This window comes from Vibrio sp. 11986-1-5 (assembly GCF_963878025.1).
GTDB classification, from domain to species: domain Bacteria; phylum Pseudomonadota; class Gammaproteobacteria; order Enterobacterales; family Vibrionaceae; genus Vibrio; species Vibrio injensis.
The window spans coordinates 76,705-102,251 of sequence record NZ_CAWNVW010000052.1 but is presented as its reverse complement, the minus strand read 5'-3'; the positions used below and the strand labels follow the sequence as shown (position 1 = coordinate 102,251).

Sequence of the window (25,547 nt, the reverse complement as noted above, 5' to 3'; positions counted from 1 at the left end):
GATAAATTACCACCGAAAGAGATTTTTTAACCACTCTTGAGGGCGGTTCTCACACTGTTTTTTCATTTCGCCGGATCGATCCCAAACTGGCAAGGTAAATTGATTGCTGCAATCGGCTTGTAAGGCGCCCGATGCGGTAGGTTTGAAACCCATCATCGTAATCCCACTTGGCCAAGGTAATGATAAAACTTCAGGAGTACGCTGACGAAGATATTCAGCATAGACACGTAATGCGCCACTCGCTCCGGTTAATTGTGTCGGTTGGTTATCATCGCGTCCAAGCCAAATGGTGGTCACTTCACGGCCATCAACGCCGACAAACCAGCTATCACGCCGATCACTGCTGGTACCCGTTTTTCCAGCTAATGCCGCCCAAGCAAACTGATTAGTGAGATATCGCCCCGTACCTTGCTGAACGCCTTGTTTCATGGCGTAAGTGGTCAGCCATGCGGCTTGCTCATCCACCACCTGAGAAACTCTCGGGATTGACTGATAAAGCACATTGCCTTGTAAATCAACGACGGAACGTAGCGCAGAAAGTGGCGCTTTTCTACCGGAATTGGTCACGGTTTGATACATTTGCGCGACTTGATAAGGTGTGAGTGAAAATGCCCCTAGTAACATGGCTGGCACAGGACGAATCTCTTGGCTATCGACACCCAATTGCTGCAAGGTTTTTGAAACATTATCAATGCCTAATGCCATACCCAGTTGTACAGTCGGTACATTGAATGATTTGGCTAACGCTTGATACAAAGGCACATCGCCTCGGTATTGACGATCAAAATTGCGCGGTGTCCAAACACTGCCCTCACTGCCTTTTAGGCTGATTGGCTTATCCATTAAGGTGGTAGCCAAATGATAGCGTTCCGGCTGCGCGAGCGCGGTTAAGTACACAGCTGGTTTGACTAATGAACCAATCGGACGACTGGCATTGAGGGCGCGGTTAAAGCCATCATAGCCCGTGCGCTTACCTCCGACCATGGCACGAATTTCACCACTTGTCCGATCGACAGCAATCGCCGCCGCTTCTAATTCATTACCCGCTTGCTTGGCTAATACTGGTACTTGCTCCGCAATGGCTTGCTCCAGTTTGGCTTGCGATACCGGATCAAGCGAAGTAAACACTCGTAACCCTTGATCCGCTTGAAAGCGCTCTGCCAATTGCGATCTTAATTCAATCGAAACTTGCTGGAAATAAGCGGGTTGTCGGCTGGCGATTCTTGGTTGCGGCTGCACATCCAATGGTCTGGCTATCGCTTGTTGATATTGTTGAGCGGTGAGAATGTTTTGATCCATCATTAATCTCAGTACCAGATCACGTCGCTCTCGCGCTCGTTCAGGAAAACGTACTGGATGATAAAAAGACGGCCCTTTGACCATTCCCACCAATAAAGCTAATTGATCAATGCGTAATTCTTGTAGAGGCTGACCAAAATACAGGCGCGACGCTAATCCAAAACCATGAATCGCCTCACGGCCATTTTGTCCAAGGTACACTTCGTTCAGGTAAGCCTCAAGGATCCGGTCTTTACTGTAGCGATAATCAATAATCAACGCTAAGTAAGCTTCACGAACTTTTCGCCATAAGGTGCGGTCGCTGGATAAAAAGATATTTTTTGCCAATTGCTGGGTTAAGGTACTCCCCCCCTGCACGGTTCTTCCCGCTTTGAGATTGGCAAGCATCGCACGTGCGATCGACCACGGAGAGATACCGTCATGCTGATAAAAATAACGGTCCTCGGTAGCGAGCAAGGCATCAACCATCACTTCGGGAAACTGCTCACGCCGCAGGAATAAGCGTTGCTCTAACGCATTACGCTCTAACATGCCGAGCATTTTCGGATCTAAACGGAAAAAACCGAGCTGACCTTGGCGCGCTTCCAAAGATTGGATCTGTTGTAGACCGTTTTGATCAAACGTCAACATCACGTGCCGATCCGCTTCTGGTCCATCGGCGAATTCAAAGGGACGACGAATTAACTCAATACGCGTCGCCGAAGACGAATACTCACCAGCCAAACGAGGTTGACTCACTTTACGATAATTTAAGATATCCAATTCATTACGCACCTCGGCTAGGGTAATGCTATCGCCCGGTTGCAAGGTCAATACTCGGGCATACATTACGGTTGGTAAGTCAAACAATTGGCCTTCAAAACGCTGTTTGACCACACTATCCAAATACAGCCCAGCGAACAGTAACACAGCCAATAAAGCCAACGCACATTTCCAAGTAATGCCCCATAATCGCCGCCACCAAGAGGGAGTGACCCGCTGAGCGGCTGAGGATCGATGGCTTTTGGCCGTCGTTTTTTTCGATGCTTTACTGGTAGGCTCTGCTTTTTTCGAAGCTGGCCGTTTAAGCGGAGTTTTTTTATTGGTCATGAGTTTAAATGTCGTTTCGTTTTCGTTGTCGCACAGTGGTTAGCCGGATCATCCGGCCAAATATGTTTTGGGTATCGCCCTTTCATCTCTTTTTGCACATCACGGTAAGCACCCTGCCAAAAACTGGCTAAATCACGGGTGATCTGCAGGGGGCGTTGCGCAGGAGACAATAACTCCATCACCACAGCAATCCGGCCTTTCGCGATCAATGGTGAGCTTTTCTCGCCAAACACTTCCTGCATTCTCACCGACAACACCGGATCACTTCCCACTTGATAACGTATTTTTTTCCGAGTTCCGGTTGGCAAAAGATGATGAGTGGGTAACCATTCGTCTAATTGCTGATTCAAGGGCCAAGCCAAATAGGCATTCAAAGCTTCAATAACTGGCACTTGCTGCAAAGCCTTTCCTGAGCGAATCCCTATCAAATATGGTGCTAACCAATCAGCCAGATGATTCAATAACCCTTCATCGCTCATATCAGGCCACGCCTCTTCCGGTAACCATTGGCAAGCGCAGCGCACCCGCGCAAGCCATTCTTGACTGGCACTATCCCAATGTAATACGGAGAGCCCTTGGCGCTGGACAAAATTAAGTAAAGCCTCGGTGATTTTTTCAGATGCTGGAGCGGGAAGCGCTTGCCGAGCAATCATTAGCTTCCCGAATCGCTGTTGTTTTTCCGCAACAAAGCGCTGGGATTTATCATCCCAATCAACCCACTCCTGCTCGATAAGACGCTCACGGTGATCGGTAATTAATGATTGAATATCAACCTGCAGAGCCGTAAAAATTTGACTCGCTTGCTGCTGACCACGCAACAAATCCAGCGCCAGCAAATATTGACTACTGGCAAGAGGATGATCATCAAAGGTAAAAGCACCATGGCCATTAGCTAAAACATACTGCCCATGACGCCCCCGTTGCTGGGCTAAACGATCGGGAAATGCAAAATAGGCAACACTGGCCAGCAACCGTTCATCGACATCTGAAAGACAAAAACGAGTGCTTAATAGACTGGCTAATGAGTTCGCTCGCTGATGCAACTGGGATGATTGACGGTGTAAGCGCTGCTGCCAACGATGCAGACTGTGCTGAATATCCAGTATTTGTCGTTCTGGCTCTTCCAATAGAACCGTTAAGGCCAAAGCCGCGGATAAATAAGCCGCCCCTTGAGAAGCCGCCCAAATAAGCATTGCTGCCAATCTAGGCTCAACACCTAATTGATGAGCTTGTTTTCCCGCACGAGTCAGTTGCCCCCGCGTATCCAGTAATTGTAATTCAGACAATAATGCTTGAGCTTGCTGAAGAGCGGAGGATGGCGGAACATCTAACCATAATAAATCACTGGCTGATTGGGCTCCCCATTGAGCAAGTTCTAAAGCTAGCGAGGCTAAATCACTGTGTAAAATTTCTGGTGGTGGTGCAAATGGCTGCTGTTTCATCTGCGCTTCACTATACAGTCGCACGCACAAACCTGGCTCTAAACGCCCAGCACGACCAGCTCTTTGTTGAGCCGAAGACTGACTAATTCTGACTTGCTCTAAACGAGTAATCCCCGTTTTCAAATCAAAATGAGCTCGCCGCTCAAGTCCTGAATCAACCACTAAACGAATGCCCTCAATGGTTAATGAGGTCTCGGCAATATTGGTCGCTAACACCACTTTACGTTGACCACTCTTAGCAGGAAGCAGCGCTTGTTGTTGCTGCTCAAAAGGCATCTGACCAAATAAGCCATGCACGCTAATCTCGGCAGGCAAATCGCTAAGCTTCTGTTGTAACTGACTGATACTGGCCGCGCTGGGTAAAAATGCCAACAACGAGCCGTGTTGATGGGCGAGCAAACCACGAATCTGCTGTTCCATGGCTGCCAGCCAGTTTTGGTTGGCCGATAACGGATAATAATCGACCGTAACAGGATAACTGCGCCCTTGAGATTCAAGATAAGCGGCTAAAGGTAATAACGTTTGTAATACCGTACTGTCTAATGTAGCGGACATAACCACTATTTTTAAGTCATCACGCAGTGCCATTTGTACTTCTAAGCTGAATGCTAAGGCGGTATCTGCTTGGAGACTGCGTTCGTGAAATTCATCAAAGATCACTAAGTCAATGCCTTTTAACTCTGGATCGTGCTGAATCATCCGCGTCATGACCCCTTCAGTGACGACTTCTAAGCGAGTCTGTGCACTAACCTGACTCTCACCGCGCACTCGATACCCCACCGTTTGACCAACCGACTCTGCCAATTGCTGGGCTAAATAATAAGCAATATTACGCGCAGCAAGCCTTCGTGGCTCAAGCATAATGATCTTGCCCTGAATAATATTTGCCTGCAGAAGTTGTAGTGGGAAACGGGTCGATTTTCCGGCTCCAGGAGGCGCTTTAAGGATCACTTGATTTTGCTGCTGAATAGCACGAAGTAATTCAGGAATAACCGCATCAATAGGTAAAGCTGACAAAATAGTGTCCTTCTCAAAAAGCAACGCAGTATTGTACATAAAAACAGTAGTGAAACCCAACTAACTTACTTTCAGTGCATTATGTAGTGTCCCGAAAGTAAACCTTTTACAAACAGTAAAAAACCAGACGCGATAGGCATGATTGATGGTCAATCCGAATCACTCAACGTGCCTTTAGATTGTTTTTAACGTATAAAATAAGCCTTTCCCTTATCAAACTGGTTATCGGATGCAATTTACCCCTGAGCTACACAGCGCCATCTTAATCAAACGCTACAAACGGTTTTTAGCTGATGTCCAATTAGACGATGGATCGGTCATGACCATTCACTGCGCCAATACGGGAGCAATGACGGGCTGTGCTCAGCCCGGCAGTCGAGTATGGTACTCCACCTCGGACAATCCTAAACGTAAATATCCACACAGTTGGGAACTCACCGAGACCACCGCCTCCCACCAAATTGTGGTGAATACTCTAAGAGCTAATCAATTGGTACTAGAAGCAATAGAAAATGGCACGATTAAAGAACTACAAGGCTATTCACAGCGGCACTGCGAAGTCAAATATGGTCAAGAAAATAGCCGCATCGATCTCTTGCTTAGTGGCCCAGATTTGCCAAACTGTTATGTAGAAGTGAAAAGCGTCACTTTACTCGATGATCGTTATCTCGGTGATTGCGTAGGAAAGCCATCCATCGGCCAAGGTTACTTCCCAGATGCCGTGACCATACGGGGACAAAAACATTTACGTGAACTGACTGAAATGGCCAAAAATGGGAGCAGAGCAGTACTTTTATTCGCTGTTTTACATTCAGGGATTGAAAAAGTCTCTATCGCTCACCATATTGACGCAAACTATTCACAATTGTTAACCATGGCTCAAGAAGCCGGTGTCGAAGTGCTGTGTTATAAAGCACAACTTTCACCACGAGAAATCCAATTGGTATCGCCCATCGAGTTTGTGCCTGCACTGTAAAAAATGATGGCACCTTCACATTGACGATAACTTTACGATTGAGTATTTGCCTCGGACCCTTCTTTTTGCTATAGATACCCGCCTCAAATTAACTGCTCTCGCAGTTGACTAGGTGTTAGTAGGAGATGCTGTATGCCAGAATCCAAAAAGAAAACGCTAGGCACCCTAGCCATTGCAGGTGTTGAGCCATATCAGACCAAACCCGGTGAAGAGTATATGTCACCGGATCAGATCGCTCATTTTACTAAAATTTTAGAAGCTTGGCGTAACCAGCTTAGGGAAGAGGTCAGTCGCACCGTTCACCATATGCAGGATGAAGCAGCAAACTTTCCCGATCCGGTGGATCGCGCCTCTCAGGAAGAAGAATTTAGCCTAGAACTGCGTAACCGCGATCGTGAACGTCGCTTGATCAAAAAAATTGAAAAGACGCTCGATAAGATCAAAGAAGACGATTTCGGCTTCTGTGAATCTTGCGGTGTTGAAATCGGTATTCGCCGTTTAGAAGCTCGTCCAACGGCAGATTTGTGTATCGATTGTAAGACACTGGCTGAAATCAAAGAAAAGCAGATGATGGGCTAACTAAAGCCTCAGCACTGATTGATGATAAAAAAGGAGCACAACGCTCCTTTTTTATTGGCAATGATTCCCTTACTATTGAAGACTACTACGCTCACGTTGTGGCGGATATGGTCCATTCAACGGACGGTATTTTTACTGCATTTAACTGTCATCACTATGAATTACATCGGTCGCTTCGCTCCCTCACCTTCTGGTCCATTGCATTTTGGATCGCTCATTGCTGCATTGGGCAGTTATTTTCAAGCCAAAAGTCAGCAAGGAAAATGGTTGGTACGCATTGAAGATCTCGACCCACCACGAGAGATGCCCGGCGCGGCACAATGGATCTTACAAGCTCTGGAAGCTTATGGCCTAAGGTGGGATGGCGAAATCGTTTATCAAAGCCAGCGGCATGCTCTCTATCAAGAGCAAATCGATACTTGGCTAGATTCAGGGCAAGCCTATCGCTGCCAATGCACTCGCCAACAGATCAAACAAAGTGGTGGATTTTACATCGGCACTTGCCGCAATTCAGTGCTCACCACACAGCAACCGTGTGCAATTCGTCTACGTATGGACCATCCGACCTATCAATTCACGGATTTAAAACAAGGCCAAATAGCCATTCCTAGAGCATTAGCAGAAGAAGATTTTATCATCAAACGCCGTGATGGCTTATTTGCTTACAATCTCGCCGTCGTTATTGATGATATCGAACAAGGTGTCACAGAAGTCGTTCGTGGAGCCGATTTAATTGAGCCAACAGGACGACAAATTAGCCTGTATCACACTTTACAACAAAAGCCGATTCGCTACTTACATTTACCATTGGCGATAGATGGTAACGGGAATAAACTCTCTAAACAAAATCACGCCCCAGCGATTGATATTGATCATCCCAAACCGACGTTGATTCGCGCGATGCAGTTTTTAGGCTTTGTCATACCAGACGATGTTATCGATGCTCAGCTCGATGAGATCATCACTTGGGGATGTCAACATTGGCAAGTCGCCCAGCTCCCTGAAGCGACAAAGATCACACCGTGATTCTCAAACGACGCTATGTACGCTATTATTAGCCGCAATTCGGCCCATTTAAGCCACAACAGGTGCACCACAACGCTTGAATAGCCAACACCAATCATTGTCAGATGCACATGAATAATAATGAAATAGAAAAACGCGAACCTCGCGTATACCCAGAGCTTGCGCTCAATGTAATCACTCGCCAAGAGCATAATATCTCTCGGCAGTTGATTAGCGAAAATGCCTTAAAAGTCTTGTATCGTTTACACGGTGCGGGATTCGAGGCTTATTTAGTCGGAGGGGGCGTACGCGACTTACTGCTCAACCAGACTCCAAAAGACTTTGATATTGCTACCAACGCAACCCCAGAGCAAATCCGTCAGTTATTTCGTAACTGTCGTTTGATCGGTCGCCGCTTTCGTTTAGCACACATCATGTTTGGCCGTGACGTCATTGAAGTGGCAACCTTCCGTGGCCACCATCAAGAGATCAATCAACAGATCGCGGCGCAATCCGAAGCAGGTATGCTGCTACGCGATAACGTTTATGGCACCATCGATGAAGATGCAGAACGTCGCGATTTCACAGTCAATGCTATGTACTACAACATCGCTGACTACAGCATTCATGATTATGCTGGTGGTATTGAAGATCTCGATGATAAGCTGATCCGCTTAATCGGCGATCCGCAAACTCGCTATCGTGAAGATCCGGTGCGCATGCTACGCGCGATTCGTTTCGCGGTTAAATTGGACTTTGATATCGAAGAAGATACCGCAGCACCGATTGAAGCTCTGGCACCATTATTAAAAGAGATCCCTTCGGCACGTTTGTACGAAGAATCACTGAAAATGCTGCAAAGTGGCTATGGTTTAGAAACCTATCATTTGATGCGTGAATACAACTTATTCCAACAGTTGTTCCCGCACGTAGCCAAATACTTTACGGAAGATTACTCATCACAAACTGAGCAAATGCTTGATCTGGTGCTTGATTCTACCGATTTGCGTATCGAAGAAGGCAAACGCATCAATCCAGCCTTTATGTTTGCGGCGTTTCTTTGGTACCCAATGGTTACGATTGCTGAACAATTAATGGCATCCAAAAACCTGAGTTTTTACGATGCAGTCATGGAAGCAAGTAACGATATTCTTGACCAAGTGGTTAAGTCGATTGCCATTCCTCGTCGTCATACCACGACCATTCGCGAAATTTGGCAAATGCAGTTGCGCTTACCACGCCGTAACGGCAAACGAGCTTTCCGCTTATTAGAGCTCAATAAGTTCCGTGCTGGATTTGACTTCCTTGAAATGCGCGGTGAAATTGAAGGCGGTGACGTGCGAAAACTCGCTAAATGGTGGCAAACGTTCCAAAATGCGGGGCGTAATATGCGCCAAGCCATGGTTAACGATCTAGACAGTACCGAGGAAGGACCAACGACTCGTCGCCGCAAGCCGTCTACTCGTAAGCGTAAACCTAAGGGTAAAACAGCGCTATGACCATCGCTTATATTGCGGTTGGCAGTAATTTAGCGGATCCCGCATCACAAGCCAGACAAGCTATTGAAGCACTGAAACAGCTGCCGCAATCACAGTTTATTACCAGCTCATCGCTGTACAGTAGTACACCAATGGGGCCTCAAGATCAGCCGGAATACATCAACGCCGTCGTCGCGATTGATACGCAGCTCGATCCATTCGCTCTGCTCGATTGCACCCAAGCTATCGAGCTAGAGCACGGACGTGAGCGCAAAGCGGAGCGCTGGGGACCAAGAACGCTCGATTTAGATATCCTGCTTTATGGCGATGAGATCATTGATTCACCACGTTTAACGGTACCTCACTACGGTATGAAAGTGCGTGAATTCGTACTTTATCCCCTAGCTGAAATCGTCCCTGATTTATCTCTCCCTGATGGAACTAAGCTGAGCGATCTACTACCAAAAATTGATCGTAATGGACTTAGTATTTGGCATTCGCCAACCTGAGTATAAGGACAGCCCATGAAAAAAATAACCATTAACGACCTGATGAACTGGAAACAGCAAGGCCGTAAATTTCCAACGGTAACCGCCTACGATGCGAGTTTTGCTCAATTGTTTGAAAGCCAAGAGATGCCAGTGTTATTGGTTGGTGATTCACTCGGCATGGTACTGCAAGGACAAAATGATACGCTGCCAGTCACCATTGCTGATATTGCTTATCATACGCGCTGTGTAAGAGCTGGCAGCCCCAATTGCCTACTGATGGCAGATATGCCATTCATGAGTTACGCCACGCCAGAGCAAGCATGTGAGAACGCCGCTCAGCTAATACGTGCAGGGGCCAATATGGTCAAGATTGAAGGCGGTGACTGGTTAGTCGAAACCGTGAAAATGCTCACTGAACGCGCCGTTCCAGTATGCGCTCATTTAGGGCTTACTCCTCAATCGGTGAATATTTTTGGTGGTTATAAAGTACAAGGTCGTGAACAAGACAAAGCTGATCGTATGGTTAAAGATGCGATCGCCTTACAAGACGCAGGGGCACAACTGATTGTATTAGAGTGTGTACCTGCAGCATTGGCGAAAAGGATCACTGAGTTACTTGACGTGCCGGTGATTGGCATTGGTGCTGGTAACAGCACGGATGGACAAATCTTAGTGATGCACGACATGTTCGGTATTTCCGCCAATTATATGCCCAAATTTTCCAAAAATTTCCTCGCAGAAACTGGAGATATGCGCCAAGCGGTCGCCAAATATATGGCGGATGTATTGAGTGGCGCGTTTCCTGATGATGCACATACTATTGCCTAAAGGAGTAATCCATGCAGACTTTTGCTGATGTTTCAGCTCTTCGCGAGCAGATAAAACAGTATAAGCGTGATGGTCGCCAAGTGGCTTTTGTGCCAACCATGGGCAATTTACACGAAGGCCATTTGACCTTAGTTCGTAAAGCGCGTGAACTCGCCGATGTTGTCGTGGTTAGCATTTTTGTTAACCCAATGCAGTTTGAACGTGCCGATGATCTCAATAACTATCCACGCACTTTAGACGATGATCTCAGTAAACTAAATAGTGAAGGTGTTGAGTTAGTCTTTACGCCGACGGCAGAAACTATCTATCCAAATGGACTCGACAAACAGACGTTTGTTGAAGTGCCTGGGCTTTCGCAGATGCTGGAAGGTGCCTCTCGTCCCGGCCACTTTCGTGGCGTCGCGACGGTCGTTAATAAGCTATTTAATATTGTTCAGCCGAACATCGCCTGTTTTGGCGAAAAAGATTATCAGCAGTTAGCTGTTATTCGACAAATGGTTCAAGACTTATGTCTAGACATTGAGATCGTCGGTGTCGCTACCGTACGTGAAATGGATGGTTTAGCGATGAGCTCACGCAATAACTTATTAACCATTGATGAGCGTCAACGAGCCCCCGTCCTCGCTCGAACGATGCGTTGGATAAGCAGTGCTATCCGTGGTGGTCGTGATGATTATCCTTCGATCATTGAAGATGCGATTGATCAATTACGAGCCGCGGATATTGAACCTGATAATCTGTTTATTCGCGATGCACAAACCCTATTACCGATCAGTGCAGAGAGTAAACAAGCAGTCATTTTAATGGCGGCTTTTTTAGGTAAAGTCCGGCTGATTGATAATCAAGTGGTTGATCTTAACGCTGAAGTGAAAAATAGTAGCGAAGAAGAGTAACCGCCTTTTCACTCCGGTGATGGTTATCACGATCGATAGTAATACCCCATATAAAAGGTCAACCTGAACAAGTTGACCTTTTTAATTGACAACTGAGATCTGAGTGATGATCATCGAAAAAATAATTAACTGCGTAATCCTTTACCTTTACTGACTAAGTAATGGGCAATCGAATAGAGGACAATAATAAATACCGCTAAGACACTAAACGACGTCGCCACATTAACATCCGATACCCCTAAGAAACCGTAACGGAACGCATTCACCATATAAACGATTGGGTTAATTTTTGATACGGCTTGCCAAAAGTCCGGTAATAAACTGATTGAGTAAAAAACACCGCCCAAATACGTCAATGGCGTGAGAATAAACGTCGGGATGATCGAAATATCATCAAAGGTGCGAGCAAAAACCGCGTTAATTAATCCACCTAGAGAAAAGACTATCGATGTCAGGAAAACCGTTGCCCCAATGATTCCCCAATGTTCGATTTGTAAGTTCACAAAAAACAATGAAACAAAGGTCACTAACGCACCAACTAATAGACCGCGTACCACTCCCCCCATCACGTAACCAGCAATGATCACGTAATTCGGCACTGGCGCAACTAATAACTCTTCAATGTTCTTTTGAAATTTCGCACTAAAAAATGACGAAGCCACATTGGAATACGAGTTGGTGATCACCGACATCATGATAAGGCCCGGGACAATATATTCCATATAGCTAAAGCCATTCATCTGACCAATTCGTGAACCGATCAGATTACCGAAAATCACAAAATACAGGCTCATGGTAATTACCGGGGGAACCAGAGTCTGAACCCAAATACGAGTAAAACGGGTAATCTCTTTACGCAGTAGACTACAAAAAGCCGTCCAATAAATCGCGTACATTAGTTATCCCCCTGATTGGAATCACGCACTATCGTGACAAACAACTCTTCTAAGCGGTTGGCTTTATTGCGCATTGAATGTACGTTAATGCCCTGTTGAGTTAGCTGTTGAAAAACACTATTTAAGCCTTGGCTTTTATCCAGTTCAATTTCTAAAGAACCATCGACCATCCGCTGAGAGATTACGTCGGATAAGGGTTGCACTTTCTGCTCATCATCGATATCGAGAATAAACGTCTCGACACTCAGTTTACCTAACAGCGCCTTCATGGTGGTGTTCTCAATTAACTCACCACGATGAATAATACCAATATTACGACAGAGCATTTCCGCTTCTTCTAGGTAGTGAGTGGTCAGAATAATGGTAATGCCTTGCTCATTAATTTTTTTTAAAAACTCCCACATCGAGCGACGCAGCTCAATATCAACCCCTGCGGTTGGCTCATCTAAAATCAGCAGTTGTGGTTGATGCATCAAAGCACGAGCAATCATCAAACGTCGTTTCATACCGCCGGAGAGATTACGAGCACGCTCCTTACGCTTATCCCATAAATCCAGTTGACTGAGATACGTTTTCGCTCGCTCTTTCGCTAAGCTTTTCGGCACGCCGTAATAACCCGCTTGTTGGATAACAATCTGCTCTACGGTTTCAAAAGGATTAAAGTTAAACTCTTGCGGGACTAGCCCCAAATACTGCTTAGCCTGTTCAAGATGCGTATCTATATCATATCCAAATACGTTAACTTGGCCTGAGGTTTTATTTACGAGAGAAGAAATAATACCGATGGTGGTCGATTTTCCCGCTCCATTTGGCCCAAGTAACGCGTAAAAATCGCCTTTTTTTACCGTTAAACTAATGCCCTTCAGTGCTTCAAACCCACCCTGATAAGTTTTACGCAACTGCTCAATTTCTAATGCATACATATTAATGACAGCCTCTAGGCTATGACGATAACAACATCTTTAGATGTGCTGGCGAGATGCCGATTTTTCAACCCTTACATTAGGAAATAATAAAATATCCCCCTTAGCGTTATCAGCCCAAATAAGCAGCAGAGGACAAGATTATTTTGCATAAAAACCGCTATGATAAACTGCTCAGATGAGTAATCTATCTGCTAATTTATCAGAGAATCGTGTAAGCACATTGTGTATAGTTGGCTCAGTTAATAAAGGGAACGAAGATGCCAGTACTTAAACAGCTTTTTGAAAATAACTCTCGTTGGTCAGAGTCAATCAAGTCCGAACGGCCAGAATACTTCGCGAAGTTAGCCAAAGGACAGAACCCCGATTTCTTATGGATTGGTTGCTCAGATAGTCGAGTCCCGGCAGAACGCTTAACTGGATTGTACTCCGGAGAGCTGTTTGTTCATCGTAATGTCGCCAATCAAGTGATTCACACCGATCTTAACTGTCTGTCGGTGGTGCAATATGCGGTCGATGTATTGAAAGTAAAACATATTATCGTATGTGGTCATTATGGCTGTGGCGGGGTAACGGCAGCGATCGATAATCCTCAATTGGGCTTAATCAATAACTGGTTGCTGCATATTCGCGATTTGTACTTCAAGCATCGTCACTATTTAGAGCAGATGCCAGAAAAAGACCGATCAGACAAACTGGCAGAAATTAACGTGGCTGAACAAGTCTACAACCTAGGTAACTCCACCATCATGCAAACCGCTTGGTTGCGCGGTCAAGATGTTGAGCTACATGGTATGGTCTATGGTATTGAGGACGGTAAGCTTGAGTACTTAGGTCTGCGCTGCGATTCTCAAGAATTAGTTGACGGAAGCTATCGTAAAGCGATGGAGAAGATTCTCAATCCACAGCATCAGCTATTGTGTCGTTAAATAATAGCTTTCAGCGATGAGGTAATGCCCACGGTTGTGGGCATACTTTTAATCATCAACATCCGGTGAAAGTTGACATTACTCTTGCGGTACCACTTTACCAATGTAAGGCAAATGACGGTATTTCTGTGCATAATCAATACCGACACCTACAACAAATTCATCAGGGATTTCAAAACCAACCCATTGAACATCGACGTGAACTTCACGGCGTGAAGGCTTATCTAATAGAGTACAAATATTGATGGAGTTAGGCTCACGTAGCGCTAAAAACTCTTTCACCTTGGTTAGGGTATTGCCAGTATCGATGATATCTTCAACCAGTAAAACGTCTTTACCTTTAATATCATCATCCAAATCTTTCAAAATGCGCACATCACGTGAACTTTGCATGCTATTGCCGTAACTCGACGCCGTCATAAAATCGACGTGATGAATTTTATCAATCGCACGAGCTAAGTCGGCCATAAAGACAAATGAACCGCGTAATAATCCAACCAAGACTAAATCTTCGCTATCTTGATAATGCTCAGTAATCTGTTTACCTAATTCACGAATGCGTTGCTGAACATCGTGCTCAGAAATCATCACTTCTACTGTATGTTTCATACCTATCTCATGGGTTAGAGCGACACTCGACGTCAGTGTGTAGCCGATCGCTGGTTAGTTCGGCACGTATAATAACATTGCCAACGCAGGGTGTTAACCTTTCACCGAGTCACTGTGAATAATTACTCCAGAAAAATACGCTCTCGTTTCAAAGAGGGATCACAGCCAAAGATTGAGATCAGAATAATAATTTTCATTTGCTAAACCATCAATAAAACTCATTGAATGACAAGTCATTTCATAACTAAGTGTACTTTTTACCCACAACGTATTGACCTGTAACATATGCACCATTACACTCATACGGTTTTTTAAACAAACTATAAAAAAATCATTAGCGTAACTAAATACGCAACAACTCAGTCAATTGGCAAGGAAAACAACTATGGACGCATCTATTGAGAAACGCCCTAGAACAAGGCTATCTCCACAAAAACGTAAACAGCAGCTCATGGAAATCGCGCTGGAAGTCTTCGCAAAACGAGGGATCGGCCGCGGCGGTCATGCAGATATTGCTGAGATCGCTCAGGTCTCTGTAGCCACAGTATTCAATTACTTCCCGACTCGTGAAGATCTCGTCGACGATGTTCTCACTTTTGTAGTACGTGAGTTCTCTAATTTCTTAACTGACCATATCGATCTCGATTTGCATGCAAAACAAAATATGCACAATATCGCGTCTGGTATGGTGAGTTTGGCTATCGACGACTGTCACTGGTTAAAAGTATGGTTTGAGTGGAGCGCCTCTACGCGTGATGAAGTATGGCCACTCTTTATGTCGAGTAATCGTACCAATCAACTGCTAGTGAAAAATGTCTTTTCAAAAGCGATTGAGCGCTCAGAGGTATGTAGCAAACATAATCCTGAGGATCTTGCTACCTTGTTTCACGGTATCTGCTACTCGCTATTCGTTCAAGCCAATCGGGCGCGTGATGAAGCCGATATGCAGAAACTGGTTAATAACTATTTGAATATGCTCTGCATCTATCAAGGCGATCGCGCAGTAGCTATTTAGTGAACCATAGCTGAATGCCGTAAAGTTAACATCCGGTAGATAGCAAAAAGCCGCTGAATGATTCAGCGGCTTTTATTATTTAACAACGATCAATTACTTTTTCTTTTTTGCTTTCGCGTTTGGCAGGTCAGTAATTGTCCCTTCAAACACTTCTGCAGCAAGACCAACTGATTCATGCAACGTTGGGTGAGCGTGAATCGTGAGTGCGATATCTTCTGCATCACAACCCATTTCAATCGCAAGACCAATTTCACCAAGCAGTTCACCGCCATTGGTACCGACAATCGCACCACCGATCACACGGTGAGTCTCTTTATCAAAGATAAGCTTAGTCATACCATCTGCACAATCAGAAGCGATCGCTCGACCTGATGCAGCCCATGGGAACGTGGCAACTTCGTAGTTAAGACCTTCTGCTTTCGCTTCTTTTTCAGTCTTACCAACCCAAGCGACTTCTGGCTCAGTATATGCGATAGATGGGATCACTTTTGGATCAAAGTAGTGTTTCTTACCAGAGATGACTTCAGCAGCAACGTGGCCTTCATGGACACCTTTGTGAGCCAACATCGGTTGACCGACAATATCACCAATCGCAAAAATGTGCGGTACATTAGTACGCATTTGCTTGTCAACGTGAATAAAGCCGCGCTCATCAACTTCAATACCTGCTTTTTCAGCGTCCATCAGTTTACCGTTTGGTACACGACCAATCGCTACAAGCACGGCGTCATAACGCTCTGCTTCTGCTGGTGCTTTCTTACCTTCCATTGACACGTAGATACCATCTTCTTTAGCTTCTACTGCTGTCACTTTGGTTTCAAGCATCAAGTTAAATTTATTCTGAATGCGTTTGGTATACACCTTCACAATATCTTTATCTGCTGCAGGAATCACTTGATCAAACATCTCAACGACATCGATCTTAGAACCGAGAGAGTGATAAACCGTTGCCATTTCAAGACCGATGATACCACCGCCCATAATAAGCAGTTTTCCAGGTACTTCTTTAAGTTCTAGCGCATCAGTTGAATCCCAAATACGAGGGTCTTCATGAGGAATAAACGGCAATTTAATTGGACGAGAACCAGCAGCAACGATCGCATTATCGAAGTTAACCAGTGTCTTACCTTCTTCACCATCAACTTCAAGCGTATTTGGACCAGTAAATTTACCAAAGCCATTCACCACGGTCACTTTACGCATCTTAGCCATACCGCCAAGACCACCCGTTAGCTGGTTAATAACTTTTTCTTTCCATAAACGAACTTTATCAATATCGGTTTTTGGCTCACCGAATACAATGCCGTGATCAGCCAGCGCTTTCGCCTCTTCAATGACTTTGGCAACGTGGAGTAGCGCTTTTGATGGGATACAACCGACATTCAAACAAACACCGCCAAGGGTGCTATAACGTTCAACGAGTACGGTTTCAAGACCTAAATCCGCACAACGGAAAGCCGCGGAGTAACCGGCAGGACCTGCGCCCAGTACAACAACTTGGGCTTTAATTTCTTTGCTCATTTCGACCTCTTATAGTCAATATCCCTAACAGGCTGAGTGGAGGGTTCTATCTTGTTTGATAATACAAAATGTAATCAAACATAATGGTTTAAAACGATTATTTTTCAGACCGCAACAGTTTACAGAGATGTTAATGGTGTGAAAAGTAAATCCATTTAGCCTGTGAGCTAGACGACAATTCGCTGAATAAAAAGCAACCTATCAGCCAATTGCAAGATAATAGTTGAATCAAGGCGGCTGAAAAGCCGCCTTCACTCGCTAACTGCTTATAATACTAAACGACGAATATCGCTCAAGCAGCCATTTAAGTAAGTAATAAAGCGTGCACCTTCCGCACCATCGATCACTCGGTGATCGTAAGACAGTGATAATGGAAGCTGTAAGCGTGGAGCAAATTCTTTGCCATTCCACACTGGCTTAATTTCCGACTTAGATACACCAAGAATACCCACTTCTGGTGCATTAACGATTGGCGTAAATGCCGTACCACCGATACCACCTAGGCTAGAGATAGTAAAGCAGCCACCTTGCATATCAGCGGCGGTCAGTTTACCGGCACGCGCTTTTTTCGAGACTTCAGCTAGCTCAGCTGAAAGCTCATAGATGCCTTTTTTATTAACATCTTTAAACACAGGTACCACAAGACCGTTTGGTGTATCAACCGCGATACCCACGTTAACGTACTTCTTGAGGATTAAGCTTTCGCCATCTTCAGACAATGAAGAGTTAAACGCCGGGAAAGCTTCTAGTGCTTTAGCCACCGCTTTCATGATGAACACCAGTGGAGTGATCTTCATGCCAGAGTCTTTCTTCGCTTCAATCGCATTTTGTTCTTTACGGAAGTTCTCTAACTCTGTGATGTCCGCGTTATCCCATTGGGTTACGTGTGGGATCATCACCCAGTTACGATGCAGGTTAGCACCAGAGATCTTCTTAATGCGCGATAATGGTTGAACTTCAGTTTCACCAAACTTGCTAAAGTCCACTTTTGGCCAAGGAAGCAAACCAAGTGCCGCACCATCGCCTTTGCCAGAAGCAACCGCCGCAGAACCAGATTCAAGGCGTTTTAGCGCTTCTTTGACGTAGTTTTGTACGTCTTCTTTTAAGATGCGGCTCTTACGACCAGATCCTTTCACTTTGGCAAGATTAACACCGAACTCACGAGCGAGACGACGAACCACTGGAGAGGCATGAGCGTATTCATGATTCTCTTGGAAGTCTGCTGTCGCAGCAGCGCTCGTTTGTGCTACTGGTGCAGCAGCGGCAGCGCTTGGTGCAGCAGCGGCAGCGCTTGGTGCAGCAGCGGCAGCGCTTGGTGCAGAAGCTTGTACAGGAGCAGCAACCGATACTTGCGCAGGAGCCGAGCCAGCCACTTCAAACACCATGATCAGTGAGCCGGTAGAAACTTTGTCACCAGCAGCGACTTTAATCGCTTTCACTTTACCAGCAAAAGGTGCCGGAACTTCCATTGACGCTTTATCACCTTCAACGGTGATCAACGATTGCTCTTCTTCAACCATGTCGCCAACCGCAACCATGATTTCAGTCACTTCAACTTCATCGCCACCGATATCTGGCACTTGAACGTCTTTATCTGCTGCGGCAGCGACTGGAGCGCTAGCTTGAGCAACAGGTGCTGGAGCCGCAGCACCAGAACCAGCAACTTCAAAGACCATGATCAAAGAACCCGTGGTCACTTTGTCACCAGAAGCAATTTTGATTTCTTTCACTGTACCAGCGAAAGGCGCGGGTACTTCCATCGAGGCTTTATCGCCTTCAACGGTGATCAACGATTGCTCTTCTGTTACCACGTCGCCGATGGCAACCATGATTTCAGTGACTTCAACTTCGTCACCACCAATATCCGGTACTTGAACTTCTTTTAATTCAGCAGAGGCAGGAGCAACGGCCGCAGCAGCAACAGGAGCCTCAGCCACAGGAGCCGCTGCAGCGGCACCTTCAGCTTCAAACACCATGATCAAAGAACCCGTGGTGACTTTATCACCCACAGTCACTTTGATCTCTTTAACAATACCTGCTTGAGAAGCAGGTACTTCCATTGAGGCTTTATCACCTTCAACAGTGAGAAGCGATTGATCTTCTTCAACCTTGTCGCCAACGCTGACAAGAATCTCAGTAACTTCAACCTCATCGGCACCGATATCCGGTACATTAATTTCGATTGCCATTATTCTTTCCTACCTTCAATTAAGCGTATAGCGGGTTAGTTTTTTCGGTGTCGATATCAAATTTCTTGATCGCTTCAACCACTACCGATTTCTCAACTTCACCACGTTTGGCCAGTTCGTTTAGTGCCGCAACCACAACATAACCTGCATTCACTTCAAAGTGACGGCGAAGGTTTTCACGGCTGTCTGAACGACCAAAGCCATCTGTACCTAATACTTTATAAGCGGCGGCAGGAACGTAAGCACGTACTTGCTCCGCATAGTTCTTCATGTAGTCGGTTGCAGCGATAGCAGGCTCTGTACCCATCACTTGAGCAATATAAGGTACTTTAGCTTCCGCTTCAGGATGAAGCATCGCATCACGCTCACACGCTTGACCATCGCGAGCCAATTCGTTAAATGAAGTCACCGAGTAAACATCAGAAGCAACGCCATAATCATCACTCAGAATTTGTGCCGCTTTGCGCACTTCATTCATGATAGTACCTGAGCTCATCAATTGAACTTTGGCTTTTGAACCGGTGTAGGTTTCTAGCTTGTAGATACCTTTACGGATGCCTTCTTCAGCGCCTTCTGGCATTGCTGGCATTGCGTAGTTTTCGTTCATGAGCGTCAAGTAGTAGAACACGTTCTCTTGGTCGCCATACATACGACGAATACCATCTTGAATGATCACCGCGACTTCATAAGCGAAGGTTGGATCATAAGAGATACAGTTTGGTACTGTGCTGGCTAGAATGTGTGAGTGGCCATCTTCGTGCTGTAGACCTTCACCGTTTAGCGTAGTACGACCCGCCGTTGCGCCCAATAGGAAGCCACGCGCTTGTTGGTCACCCGCCATCCACGCCATATCACCAACACGTTGGAAACCAAACATTGAGTAGTAGATATAGAACGGGATCATCGGTAGATCGTTAGTGCTGTAAGAGGTCGCCGCTGATACCCATGACGACATAGCGCCTAGCTCGTTAATACCTTCTTGCAATACTTGACCTGACGTGGCTTCTTTATAGTAAGAAACGATATCACGGTCTTGTGGGGTGTAGTTCTGACCGTGTGGGTTGTAAATACCTATTTGACGGAACAGACCTTCCATACCAAAGGTACGCGCTTCATCGGCAATGATCGGTACGATGTTTTGAGCAATATTCTTATCTTTCAGAAGAATATTCAACGTACGTACAAACGCCATAGTAGAAGAGATATCACGCTTTTGCTCTTCAAGTAGCGGTTTAAATTCTTCCAACTCAGGAATAATTAAAGGCTGAGTAAAGTTAGGCAAACGCTGTGGGGTATAACCGTGTAAGGCTTTACGACGCGCGTGCAAGTACTCGTACTCTTTTGAACCTTCTTCTAGCGTTAAGTAAGGTAAATCGTTGATCGCTTCATCTGAAATAAGATCTTGTAAACCAAGACGATTACGCATCGCAAGAACATGGGTCATGTCCATTTTCTTCACTTGGTGCGCAATGTTTTTACCTTCCGCCGCTTCACCCATGCCATAACCTTTAACGGTTTTTGCTAGGATAACGGTTGGACGACCTTTAGTTTCTTGCGCATTCTTGAACGCAGCAAACAGTTTTGATGGCTCATGACCGCCACGTTTGAGAGCAAAAATCTCATCATCGGTCATATCGGCAACAAGTGCTGCAGTCTCTGGGTATTTACCAAAGAAGTGTTCACGAACGTAAGCACCATCTTTAGCTTTGAACGTTTGGTAATCGCCATCGATGGTTTCATTCATCAATTGCAGTAGCTTACCAGAGGTGTCTTTCGCTAATAGTGCATCCCAGTTGTTACCCCAAATCACTTTTACCACATTCCAGCCAGCGCCTTTAAATAGGCCTTCTAGCTCTTGAATGATCTTGCCGTTACCCATTACTGGGCCATCAAGACGCTGCAAGTTACAGTTGATAAGGAAACATAGGTTATCCAGTTTTTCACGAGCAGCAAAAGAGATTGCGCCGCGTGATTCTGGCTCATCCATTTCACCATCACCAAGGAAAGCGTAAACGCGTTGCTCAGAAGTGTCTTTAAGACCACGACCATCTAGGTACTTAAGGAAACGAGCTTGATAAATAGAGGCGATTGGACCCAGACCCATAGATACGGTCGGGAATTGCCAGAATTCAGGCATCAGTTTCGGGTGTGGGTAAGAAGGCAGACCTTTGCCATCGACTTCCTGACGGAAGTTGTCCAATTGTTCAGCAGTCAGGCGACCTTCAACGAAGGCACGCGCGTAGATTCCTGGAGAAATATGACCTTGATAATAAACGAGGTCACCACCATCTTTTTCGTTAGGAGCACGGAAGAAATGGTTGAAGCACGTTTCATAAAACGCGGCAGAAGACTGGAAAGAAGCCATATGGCCGCCCAAATCAAGATCTTTCTTCGAAGCACGAAGAACAATCATGATCGCGTTCCAACGAATGATTGAACGAATACGTTTTTCAATCGTGGTATCGCCAGGGTAAGCGGGCTCTTGGGCTGCAGGAATCGTATTGATGTAGTTGGTGTTAATGCCAGTTGGCATATCAACGCCATCAAGACGAGCTTTTTCTAGAACTTCTTCTAGTAAAAATTGCGCACGCTCTACGCCTTCTTCACGTACAACGGATTCCAGGGCAGCAAGCCACTCCTGAGTTTCCAGTGCATCTACGTCATGCTTCATGTCAGACATGGCGATCTATCCTTCTGTTGGTTGGATTTATTTAGAACCGCAATGGACCGCTATTGCGGTTCATTACCCTGTTGGATGCGACGCAGAGAACGTTCACGTCGAGACTCTTCTCGGGTCAAATCCAACAATGTTTCTTCGATATAAGCTAAATGTGAGTGTGACATCTCTCGTGCTTTTTCTGGCTGACCAGAAACGATCGCATCCACGATATTAGCTCGGTGCTTAGTTACTTTCTCCTCCGCTTCTGGGCGGCGGCGTAATAATTTAAAATTTTGCAAAATATTTTGCTCAAGCAAAGGCGCAAGACTACGAACGATATGCAGCAGCACCACATTATGGGTGGCTTCGGTAATCGCTATCAAAAAGGCCATTACCGTGCTGGCTTCTGCTTCGGTATCTTTCAAGTCTTGAACTTCGCTAATTCGCGCCAAACTGGTTTGAATACGAGCAAAATCTTCATCGGTACCACGCAAAGCGGCAAAATAAGCTGAAATACCTTCCAACGCATGGCGTGCTTCCAGTAAATCTAACTGGGTTTCCGAATGACTAGACAATAAATTTAGCAGAGGATCAGAGAAACTTTGCCAGATATGTTCACTGACAAAGGTTCCGCCGCCTTGGCGACGCGTCAATAAACGTTTTGCTTCTAGGCGCTGTATCGCTTCACGTATCGAAGGACGAGAAACCTCGAACTGTTTTGCCAGCTCGCGCTCAGGAGGGAGTTGCTGCCCTGGGGCTAATGTTCCTTCCACAATCAACCGCTCTAACTCTTGCTCTATCACATCAGAAAGTTTCGGCTGACGAATCCTTTGATAAGCCATAATTTATTGTTCTTCTACTGGTCATTTTTTGCAGGCAATTGGTAATACCAATTTCAAGTTGGGGTAGAAATTAACATAATTAAAACGCGAGTGTCCAGTCAAAAGTTGACCCAAATCATAGAACCCGCCAAGTTAAAACACTTTGATAACAACTGCGTATTAAAACAGCAATAGTATAGGTCAGACCAATTACAAATTAAGCCTAAGTCAATAACCTGACAAGCTATTAGCAAAGCGTTGTAGAAATAGAATAACCGGACTGAGTGTAGGTGAACTCAGTCCAGAATGAGAAATTAGCGAGGGGGAATTAAGCTTCTAAGCAATCAATCAGTAACTGTAAAGACTGGTTGCCACGGAATTCGTTAATGTCGAGTTTATAAGCTAAACGTACCGTTTTCACCGAAGCATCGGGCCAGCGACGAAGATCAACATTAAAGGCAATGCCATCGATCATAATATTGGTCGGATGACCTTTAAATAAAGGTTCAAGCATCAATTTTAAGTGCTTTTCACCAACTAATTTTTGGTGCAGAACTTTAAACTCACCGTCAAACAGTGGATCAGGGAAGGCTTGTCCCCAAGGCCCTGCAGATCGCAACAGCTCGGCGGTATGCAGCGAAAACTCTTCCGGCTTTAACTCACCATCACTAAGTACGATCCCTTTTAAACTGGCTTCATCCAACTGCAGAGCCACTTCATGTTCAAACAACTGGCGAAAACGCGACAAGTTAGTTTCAGCGATGGTTAACCCTGCCGCCATCGCGTGACCACCAAATTTGATAATGATCCCTGGATTCTGAGTATCAATTTTATCTAAGGTATCTCGCATGTGTAAGCCAGGAATCGAACGACAAGAACCCTTAATCAATCCATCACCACCATCGGCAAAGGCAATCACTGGGCGATGATATTTGTCTTTAACTCGGGAAGCCAAAATACCGATCACCCCTTGATGCCAATCTCGTTGAAACAAGACTAACCCCTGCGGCAACACACTATTATCGGCAAATTGCAGACGCTCACAAAACGCCAACGCTTCTTGCTTCATCCCTTCTTCGATTTCTTTACGAGTTTGATTCAGAGCATCCAATTCACTGGCCATGCGCCGCGCGGCATGAATATTGTCGGTTAACAACAGTTCAACCCCAAACGACATATCGTCCAACCGCCCGGCGGCGTTAATCCTTGGCCCAAGCGCAAAACCGAAATCGGCAGCCACTAGTTTTCGCGCATCGCGTTTGGCAATTTCAATTAAGGCTTGGATACCCGGACGTGCTTTACCAGCGCGAATACGCTGTAAACCTTGATGAACTAAAATGCGATTATTGTCATCCAGCGGAACCACATCAGCTACCGTGCCTAATGCAACCAAATCGATCAATTCCATGAGTTTAGGTTCAGCAATACCGTGTTTAATAAACCATCCTGACTGACGCATATGCACGCACAACGCCATCATTAAGTAAAACGCGACCCCTACCCCAGCAAGCGCTTTCGACGGGAACGCACACAGTTGTAAATTAGGATTCACCATAGCGTCGACCTCGGGCAATACTTGTCCGGGTAAATGGTGATCGGTGACTAACACTTGCAAACCATGCTGCTTGGCATAACGTACCCCTTCGATGGAAGAGACGCCATTATCCACTGTCATGATCATTTCAGCGCCCATATGTAAGGCTTGATCAACCACTTCGGGACTGAGTCCATAGCCATCTTCAAAACGATTAGGGACTAAATAATCAACATTACGGCTACCCAGCATTCTTAGCGCCAATACCGAAAGCGCACAACTCGTTGCCCCATCGGCATCAAAATCACCAACAATAATGATCCGCTTTTGCTGCTCAATGGCATTCAATAGTAGTGACACGGCTAATTCAATCCCGTGCAAACTTTGGTACGAATGCAAAGATTTAGCGCTTTTCTCTAATTGCTCAACACGGGTAATGCCTCGATTAAGATAAATACGCTTCAATAAATCGGGGATACTGTCGGGCAATAGGCTTAAATCGACTTCTGGTCTTCTGTGGATCTCTATCATAAAAATAATCAGGCTTGGACATGCCAAGCCTGTTTCCTCGTAATAAACAACGTCGTGAGATTAGCCTTGTTGAAGGCGTTGCAGTAATTGAGCTGCGGGTAAGTAGCCACCGATCATCTCACCGCTTGGTAAGAACATTGCTGGCGTACCTGAAATACCCAGCTCTTGACCTAATTGATAATGCTCAGTAACAATTTGTTTACACTGAGCGATATTTCCTTGCGGAGTCAAAGTTTTGCGCTCAATTTTCACCTCATGCATGGCTTGCTTCGGATCGCTAGCACACCACATCGCCGCCATTTGCTCAGCAACGGGACCGGCAACACCTTGACGAGGGAAAGCTAAATAACGGATGGTGATCCCCAAATCATTGTAATCTTTAATTTGGCTATGCAAGCGAACACAATAACCACAGGTCGTATCGGTAAACACACTGACGACATAGCGTTCTTGAGGCGCTTTAAATTCAATCGTACTCGACGCAACTTGTTGTAGTTTTTTTGCGTTAATTGGCGCTTGGCGCTTAGCTAAGACATCAATATAACTACCATCATCCTTTAAGGCGTATAAGGTTCCGGCAATAAAATGTTTGCCGTCTGGTGAGGCGTATAATACACCACCAGGCGTTTGCACTTCGACCAATCCGCTGATCTCAGAAGGGACGATAGCCGTGACATCAATACCTAATGGAGCAAAACGTTGCTCAAAGCCTGCTTTATCCAAACTTGGCGTTTGCTCTTTGGATTCCTGAGCATGACATGCCATGATAAAAAATGGCAAAGCGAAAAGTGTCAGACGCGGTAAAACCTTCATAAATAATCCT

General features: G+C 45.5%; 20 protein-coding genes. 9 read left to right on the top strand and 11 right to left on the bottom strand.

The features are described from left to right. Positions 1-6: 6 nt before the first annotated feature. On the bottom strand, positions 7-2,388 hold the full coding sequence (gene mrcB / locus AACS00_RS14620) for a penicillin-binding protein 1B (protein WP_110167833.1): 2,382 nt from the start codon (positions 2,386-2,388) through the stop codon (positions 7-9). Further along, positions 2,385-4,847 (bottom strand): ATP-dependent helicase HrpB, encoded by a 2,463-nt coding sequence (gene hrpB, locus AACS00_RS14615; protein ID WP_181397596.1) that lies wholly within the window; start codon positions 4,845-4,847, stop codon positions 2,385-2,387. The genes mrcB and hrpB overlap by 4 nt, the downstream gene beginning before the upstream one ends. Positions 4,848-5,076: 229 nt before the next feature. On the opposite strand from hrpB, the gene sfsA reads away from it, so the two are divergent. The 7 genes from sfsA (at position 5,077) to panC (ending at position 11,097) form a co-directional block, all read left to right on the top strand. Further along, entirely contained in the window at positions 5,077-5,823 is a 747-nt protein-coding gene (gene sfsA / locus AACS00_RS14610; RefSeq protein ID WP_110167831.1) for a DNA/RNA nuclease SfsA, read from the top strand. A 132-nt stretch (positions 5,824-5,955) separates the two neighbouring features. Beyond that, on the top strand, positions 5,956-6,402 hold the full coding sequence (dksA, locus tag AACS00_RS14605) for an RNA polymerase-binding protein DksA (protein WP_072671411.1): 447 nt from the start codon (positions 5,956-5,958) through the stop codon (positions 6,400-6,402). Positions 6,403-6,558: 156 nt separating this feature from the next. Further along, positions 6,559-7,428, top strand: a complete 870-nt coding sequence (gene gluQRS, locus AACS00_RS14600; RefSeq protein ID WP_110167883.1) for a tRNA glutamyl-Q(34) synthetase GluQRS — start codon at positions 6,559-6,561, stop codon at positions 7,426-7,428. A 110-nt stretch (positions 7,429-7,538) separates the two neighbouring features. Further along, a complete protein-coding gene (gene pcnB, locus AACS00_RS14595) occupies positions 7,539-8,906 on the top strand; it encodes a polynucleotide adenylyltransferase PcnB (protein ID WP_208604795.1) in 1,368 nt (455 codons plus the stop codon). Further along, positions 8,903-9,394, top strand: a complete 492-nt coding sequence (gene folK / locus AACS00_RS14590; protein WP_110167830.1) for a 2-amino-4-hydroxy-6-hydroxymethyldihydropteridine diphosphokinase — start codon at positions 8,903-8,905, stop codon at positions 9,392-9,394. The genes pcnB and folK overlap by 4 nt, the downstream gene beginning before the upstream one ends. A gap of 15 nt (positions 9,395-9,409) precedes the next feature. Continuing rightward, positions 9,410-10,204, top strand: coding sequence for a 3-methyl-2-oxobutanoate hydroxymethyltransferase (gene panB, locus AACS00_RS14585; RefSeq protein WP_072671415.1), 795 nt, complete (start codon positions 9,410-9,412; stop codon positions 10,202-10,204). Between the two features lie 11 nt (positions 10,205-10,215). Continuing rightward, a complete protein-coding gene (gene panC, locus AACS00_RS14580) occupies positions 10,216-11,097 on the top strand; it encodes a pantoate--beta-alanine ligase (protein ID WP_072671416.1) in 882 nt (293 codons plus the stop codon). Positions 11,098-11,222: 125 nt separating this feature from the next. Here panC and AACS00_RS14575 read toward each other — a convergent pair whose 3' ends face one another. Further along, complete coding sequence (locus tag AACS00_RS14575; RefSeq protein WP_072671417.1) at positions 11,223-11,993, bottom strand: ABC transporter permease; 771 nt, start codon at positions 11,991-11,993, stop codon at positions 11,223-11,225. Then, the gene (locus tag AACS00_RS14570) at positions 11,993-12,916 is read right to left on the bottom strand and encodes an ABC transporter ATP-binding protein (RefSeq protein ID WP_110167829.1); all 924 of its coding nucleotides are present in this window, start codon (positions 12,914-12,916) and stop codon (positions 11,993-11,995) included. The genes AACS00_RS14575 and AACS00_RS14570 overlap by 1 nt, the downstream gene beginning before the upstream one ends. Before the next feature lie 260 nt (positions 12,917-13,176). Between AACS00_RS14570 and can the strand changes: the two genes are divergently transcribed. Then, positions 13,177-13,845 (top strand): carbonate dehydratase, encoded by a 669-nt coding sequence (can, locus tag AACS00_RS14565; RefSeq protein WP_072671419.1) that lies wholly within the window; start codon positions 13,177-13,179, stop codon positions 13,843-13,845. A 78-nt stretch (positions 13,846-13,923) separates the two neighbouring features. Here the strand turns inward: can and hpt are convergent, their stop codons facing one another. Further along, positions 13,924-14,454, bottom strand: a complete 531-nt coding sequence (gene hpt, locus AACS00_RS14560; protein WP_072671420.1) for a hypoxanthine phosphoribosyltransferase — start codon at positions 14,452-14,454, stop codon at positions 13,924-13,926. A 385-nt stretch (positions 14,455-14,839) separates the two neighbouring features. Between hpt and AACS00_RS14555 the strand changes: the two genes are divergently transcribed. Further along, complete coding sequence (locus tag AACS00_RS14555; RefSeq protein ID WP_110167828.1) at positions 14,840-15,469, top strand: LuxR/HapR/OpaR family quorum-sensing transcriptional regulator; 630 nt, start codon at positions 14,840-14,842, stop codon at positions 15,467-15,469. A 93-nt stretch (positions 15,470-15,562) separates the two neighbouring features. On the opposite strand, the gene lpdA is transcribed toward AACS00_RS14555, so the two are convergent. From lpdA to AACS00_RS14525, 6 genes are all read right to left on the bottom strand, one after another. Then, on the bottom strand, positions 15,563-16,990 hold the full coding sequence (gene lpdA / locus AACS00_RS14550; RefSeq protein WP_072671422.1) for a dihydrolipoyl dehydrogenase: 1,428 nt from the start codon (positions 16,988-16,990) through the stop codon (positions 15,563-15,565). A gap of 266 nt (positions 16,991-17,256) precedes the next feature. Beyond that, a complete protein-coding gene (aceF, locus tag AACS00_RS14545) occupies positions 17,257-19,179 on the bottom strand; it encodes a pyruvate dehydrogenase complex dihydrolipoyllysine-residue acetyltransferase (protein ID WP_110167827.1) in 1,923 nt (640 codons plus the stop codon). Between the two features lie 19 nt (positions 19,180-19,198). Then, on the bottom strand, positions 19,199-21,859 hold the full coding sequence (aceE, locus tag AACS00_RS14540) for a pyruvate dehydrogenase (acetyl-transferring), homodimeric type (RefSeq protein WP_110167826.1): 2,661 nt from the start codon (positions 21,857-21,859) through the stop codon (positions 19,199-19,201). 50 nt (positions 21,860-21,909) lie between these two features. Then, positions 21,910-22,680: a pyruvate dehydrogenase complex transcriptional repressor PdhR gene (gene pdhR / locus AACS00_RS14535; protein WP_004394247.1), complete on the bottom strand. Its 771-nt coding sequence runs from the start codon at positions 22,678-22,680 to the stop codon at positions 21,910-21,912. A gap of 307 nt (positions 22,681-22,987) precedes the next feature. Continuing rightward, entirely contained in the window at positions 22,988-24,724 is a 1,737-nt protein-coding gene (gene recJ, locus AACS00_RS14530) for a single-stranded-DNA-specific exonuclease RecJ (protein WP_110167825.1), read from the bottom strand. A gap of 60 nt (positions 24,725-24,784) precedes the next feature. Continuing rightward, positions 24,785-25,537 (bottom strand): thioredoxin fold domain-containing protein, encoded by a 753-nt coding sequence (locus AACS00_RS14525; protein WP_110167824.1) that lies wholly within the window; start codon positions 25,535-25,537, stop codon positions 24,785-24,787. Positions 25,538-25,547: the final 10 nt, after the last annotated feature.

Bases quoted from the DNA above. Each gene is read 5' to 3' on its own strand.
- pcnB (WP_208604795.1), top strand. From the start codon at position 7,539: ATGAATAATAATGAAATAGAAAAACGCGAACCTCGCGTATACCCAGAG.
- can (WP_072671419.1), top strand. From the start codon at position 13,177: ATGCCAGTACTTAAACAGCTTTTTGAAAATAACTCTCGTTGGTCAGAG.
- aceE (WP_110167826.1), bottom strand. From the start codon at position 21,859: ATGTCTGACATGAAGCATGACGTAGATGCACTGGAAACTCAGGAGTGG.
- panC (WP_072671416.1), top strand. From the start codon at position 10,216: ATGCAGACTTTTGCTGATGTTTCAGCTCTTCGCGAGCAGATAAAACAG.
- pdhR (WP_004394247.1), bottom strand. From the start codon at position 22,680: ATGGCTTATCAAAGGATTCGTCAGCCGAAACTTTCTGATGTGATAGAG.
- mrcB (WP_110167833.1), bottom strand. From the start codon at position 2,388: ATGACCAATAAAAAAACTCCGCTTAAACGGCCAGCTTCGAAAAAAGCA.
- panB (WP_072671415.1), top strand. From the start codon at position 9,410: ATGAAAAAAATAACCATTAACGACCTGATGAACTGGAAACAGCAAGGC.
- dksA (WP_072671411.1), top strand. From the start codon at position 5,956: ATGCCAGAATCCAAAAAGAAAACGCTAGGCACCCTAGCCATTGCAGGT.
- AACS00_RS14525 (WP_110167824.1), bottom strand. From the start codon at position 25,537: ATGAAGGTTTTACCGCGTCTGACACTTTTCGCTTTGCCATTTTTTATC.
- folK (WP_110167830.1), top strand. From the start codon at position 8,903: ATGACCATCGCTTATATTGCGGTTGGCAGTAATTTAGCGGATCCCGCA.
- recJ (WP_110167825.1), bottom strand. From the start codon at position 24,724: ATGATAGAGATCCACAGAAGACCAGAAGTCGATTTAAGCCTATTGCCC.
- AACS00_RS14570 (WP_110167829.1), bottom strand. From the start codon at position 12,916: ATGTATGCATTAGAAATTGAGCAGTTGCGTAAAACTTATCAGGGTGGG.
- lpdA (WP_072671422.1), bottom strand. From the start codon at position 16,990: ATGAGCAAAGAAATTAAAGCCCAAGTTGTTGTACTGGGCGCAGGTCCT.
- hpt (WP_072671420.1), bottom strand. From the start codon at position 14,454: ATGAAACATACAGTAGAAGTGATGATTTCTGAGCACGATGTTCAGCAA.
- AACS00_RS14575 (WP_072671417.1), bottom strand. From the start codon at position 11,993: ATGTACGCGATTTATTGGACGGCTTTTTGTAGTCTACTGCGTAAAGAG.
- AACS00_RS14555 (WP_110167828.1), top strand. From the start codon at position 14,840: ATGGACGCATCTATTGAGAAACGCCCTAGAACAAGGCTATCTCCACAA.
- sfsA (WP_110167831.1), top strand. From the start codon at position 5,077: ATGCAATTTACCCCTGAGCTACACAGCGCCATCTTAATCAAACGCTAC.
- aceF (WP_110167827.1), bottom strand. From the start codon at position 19,179: ATGGCAATCGAAATTAATGTACCGGATATCGGTGCCGATGAGGTTGAA.
- gluQRS (WP_110167883.1), top strand. From the start codon at position 6,559: ATGAATTACATCGGTCGCTTCGCTCCCTCACCTTCTGGTCCATTGCAT.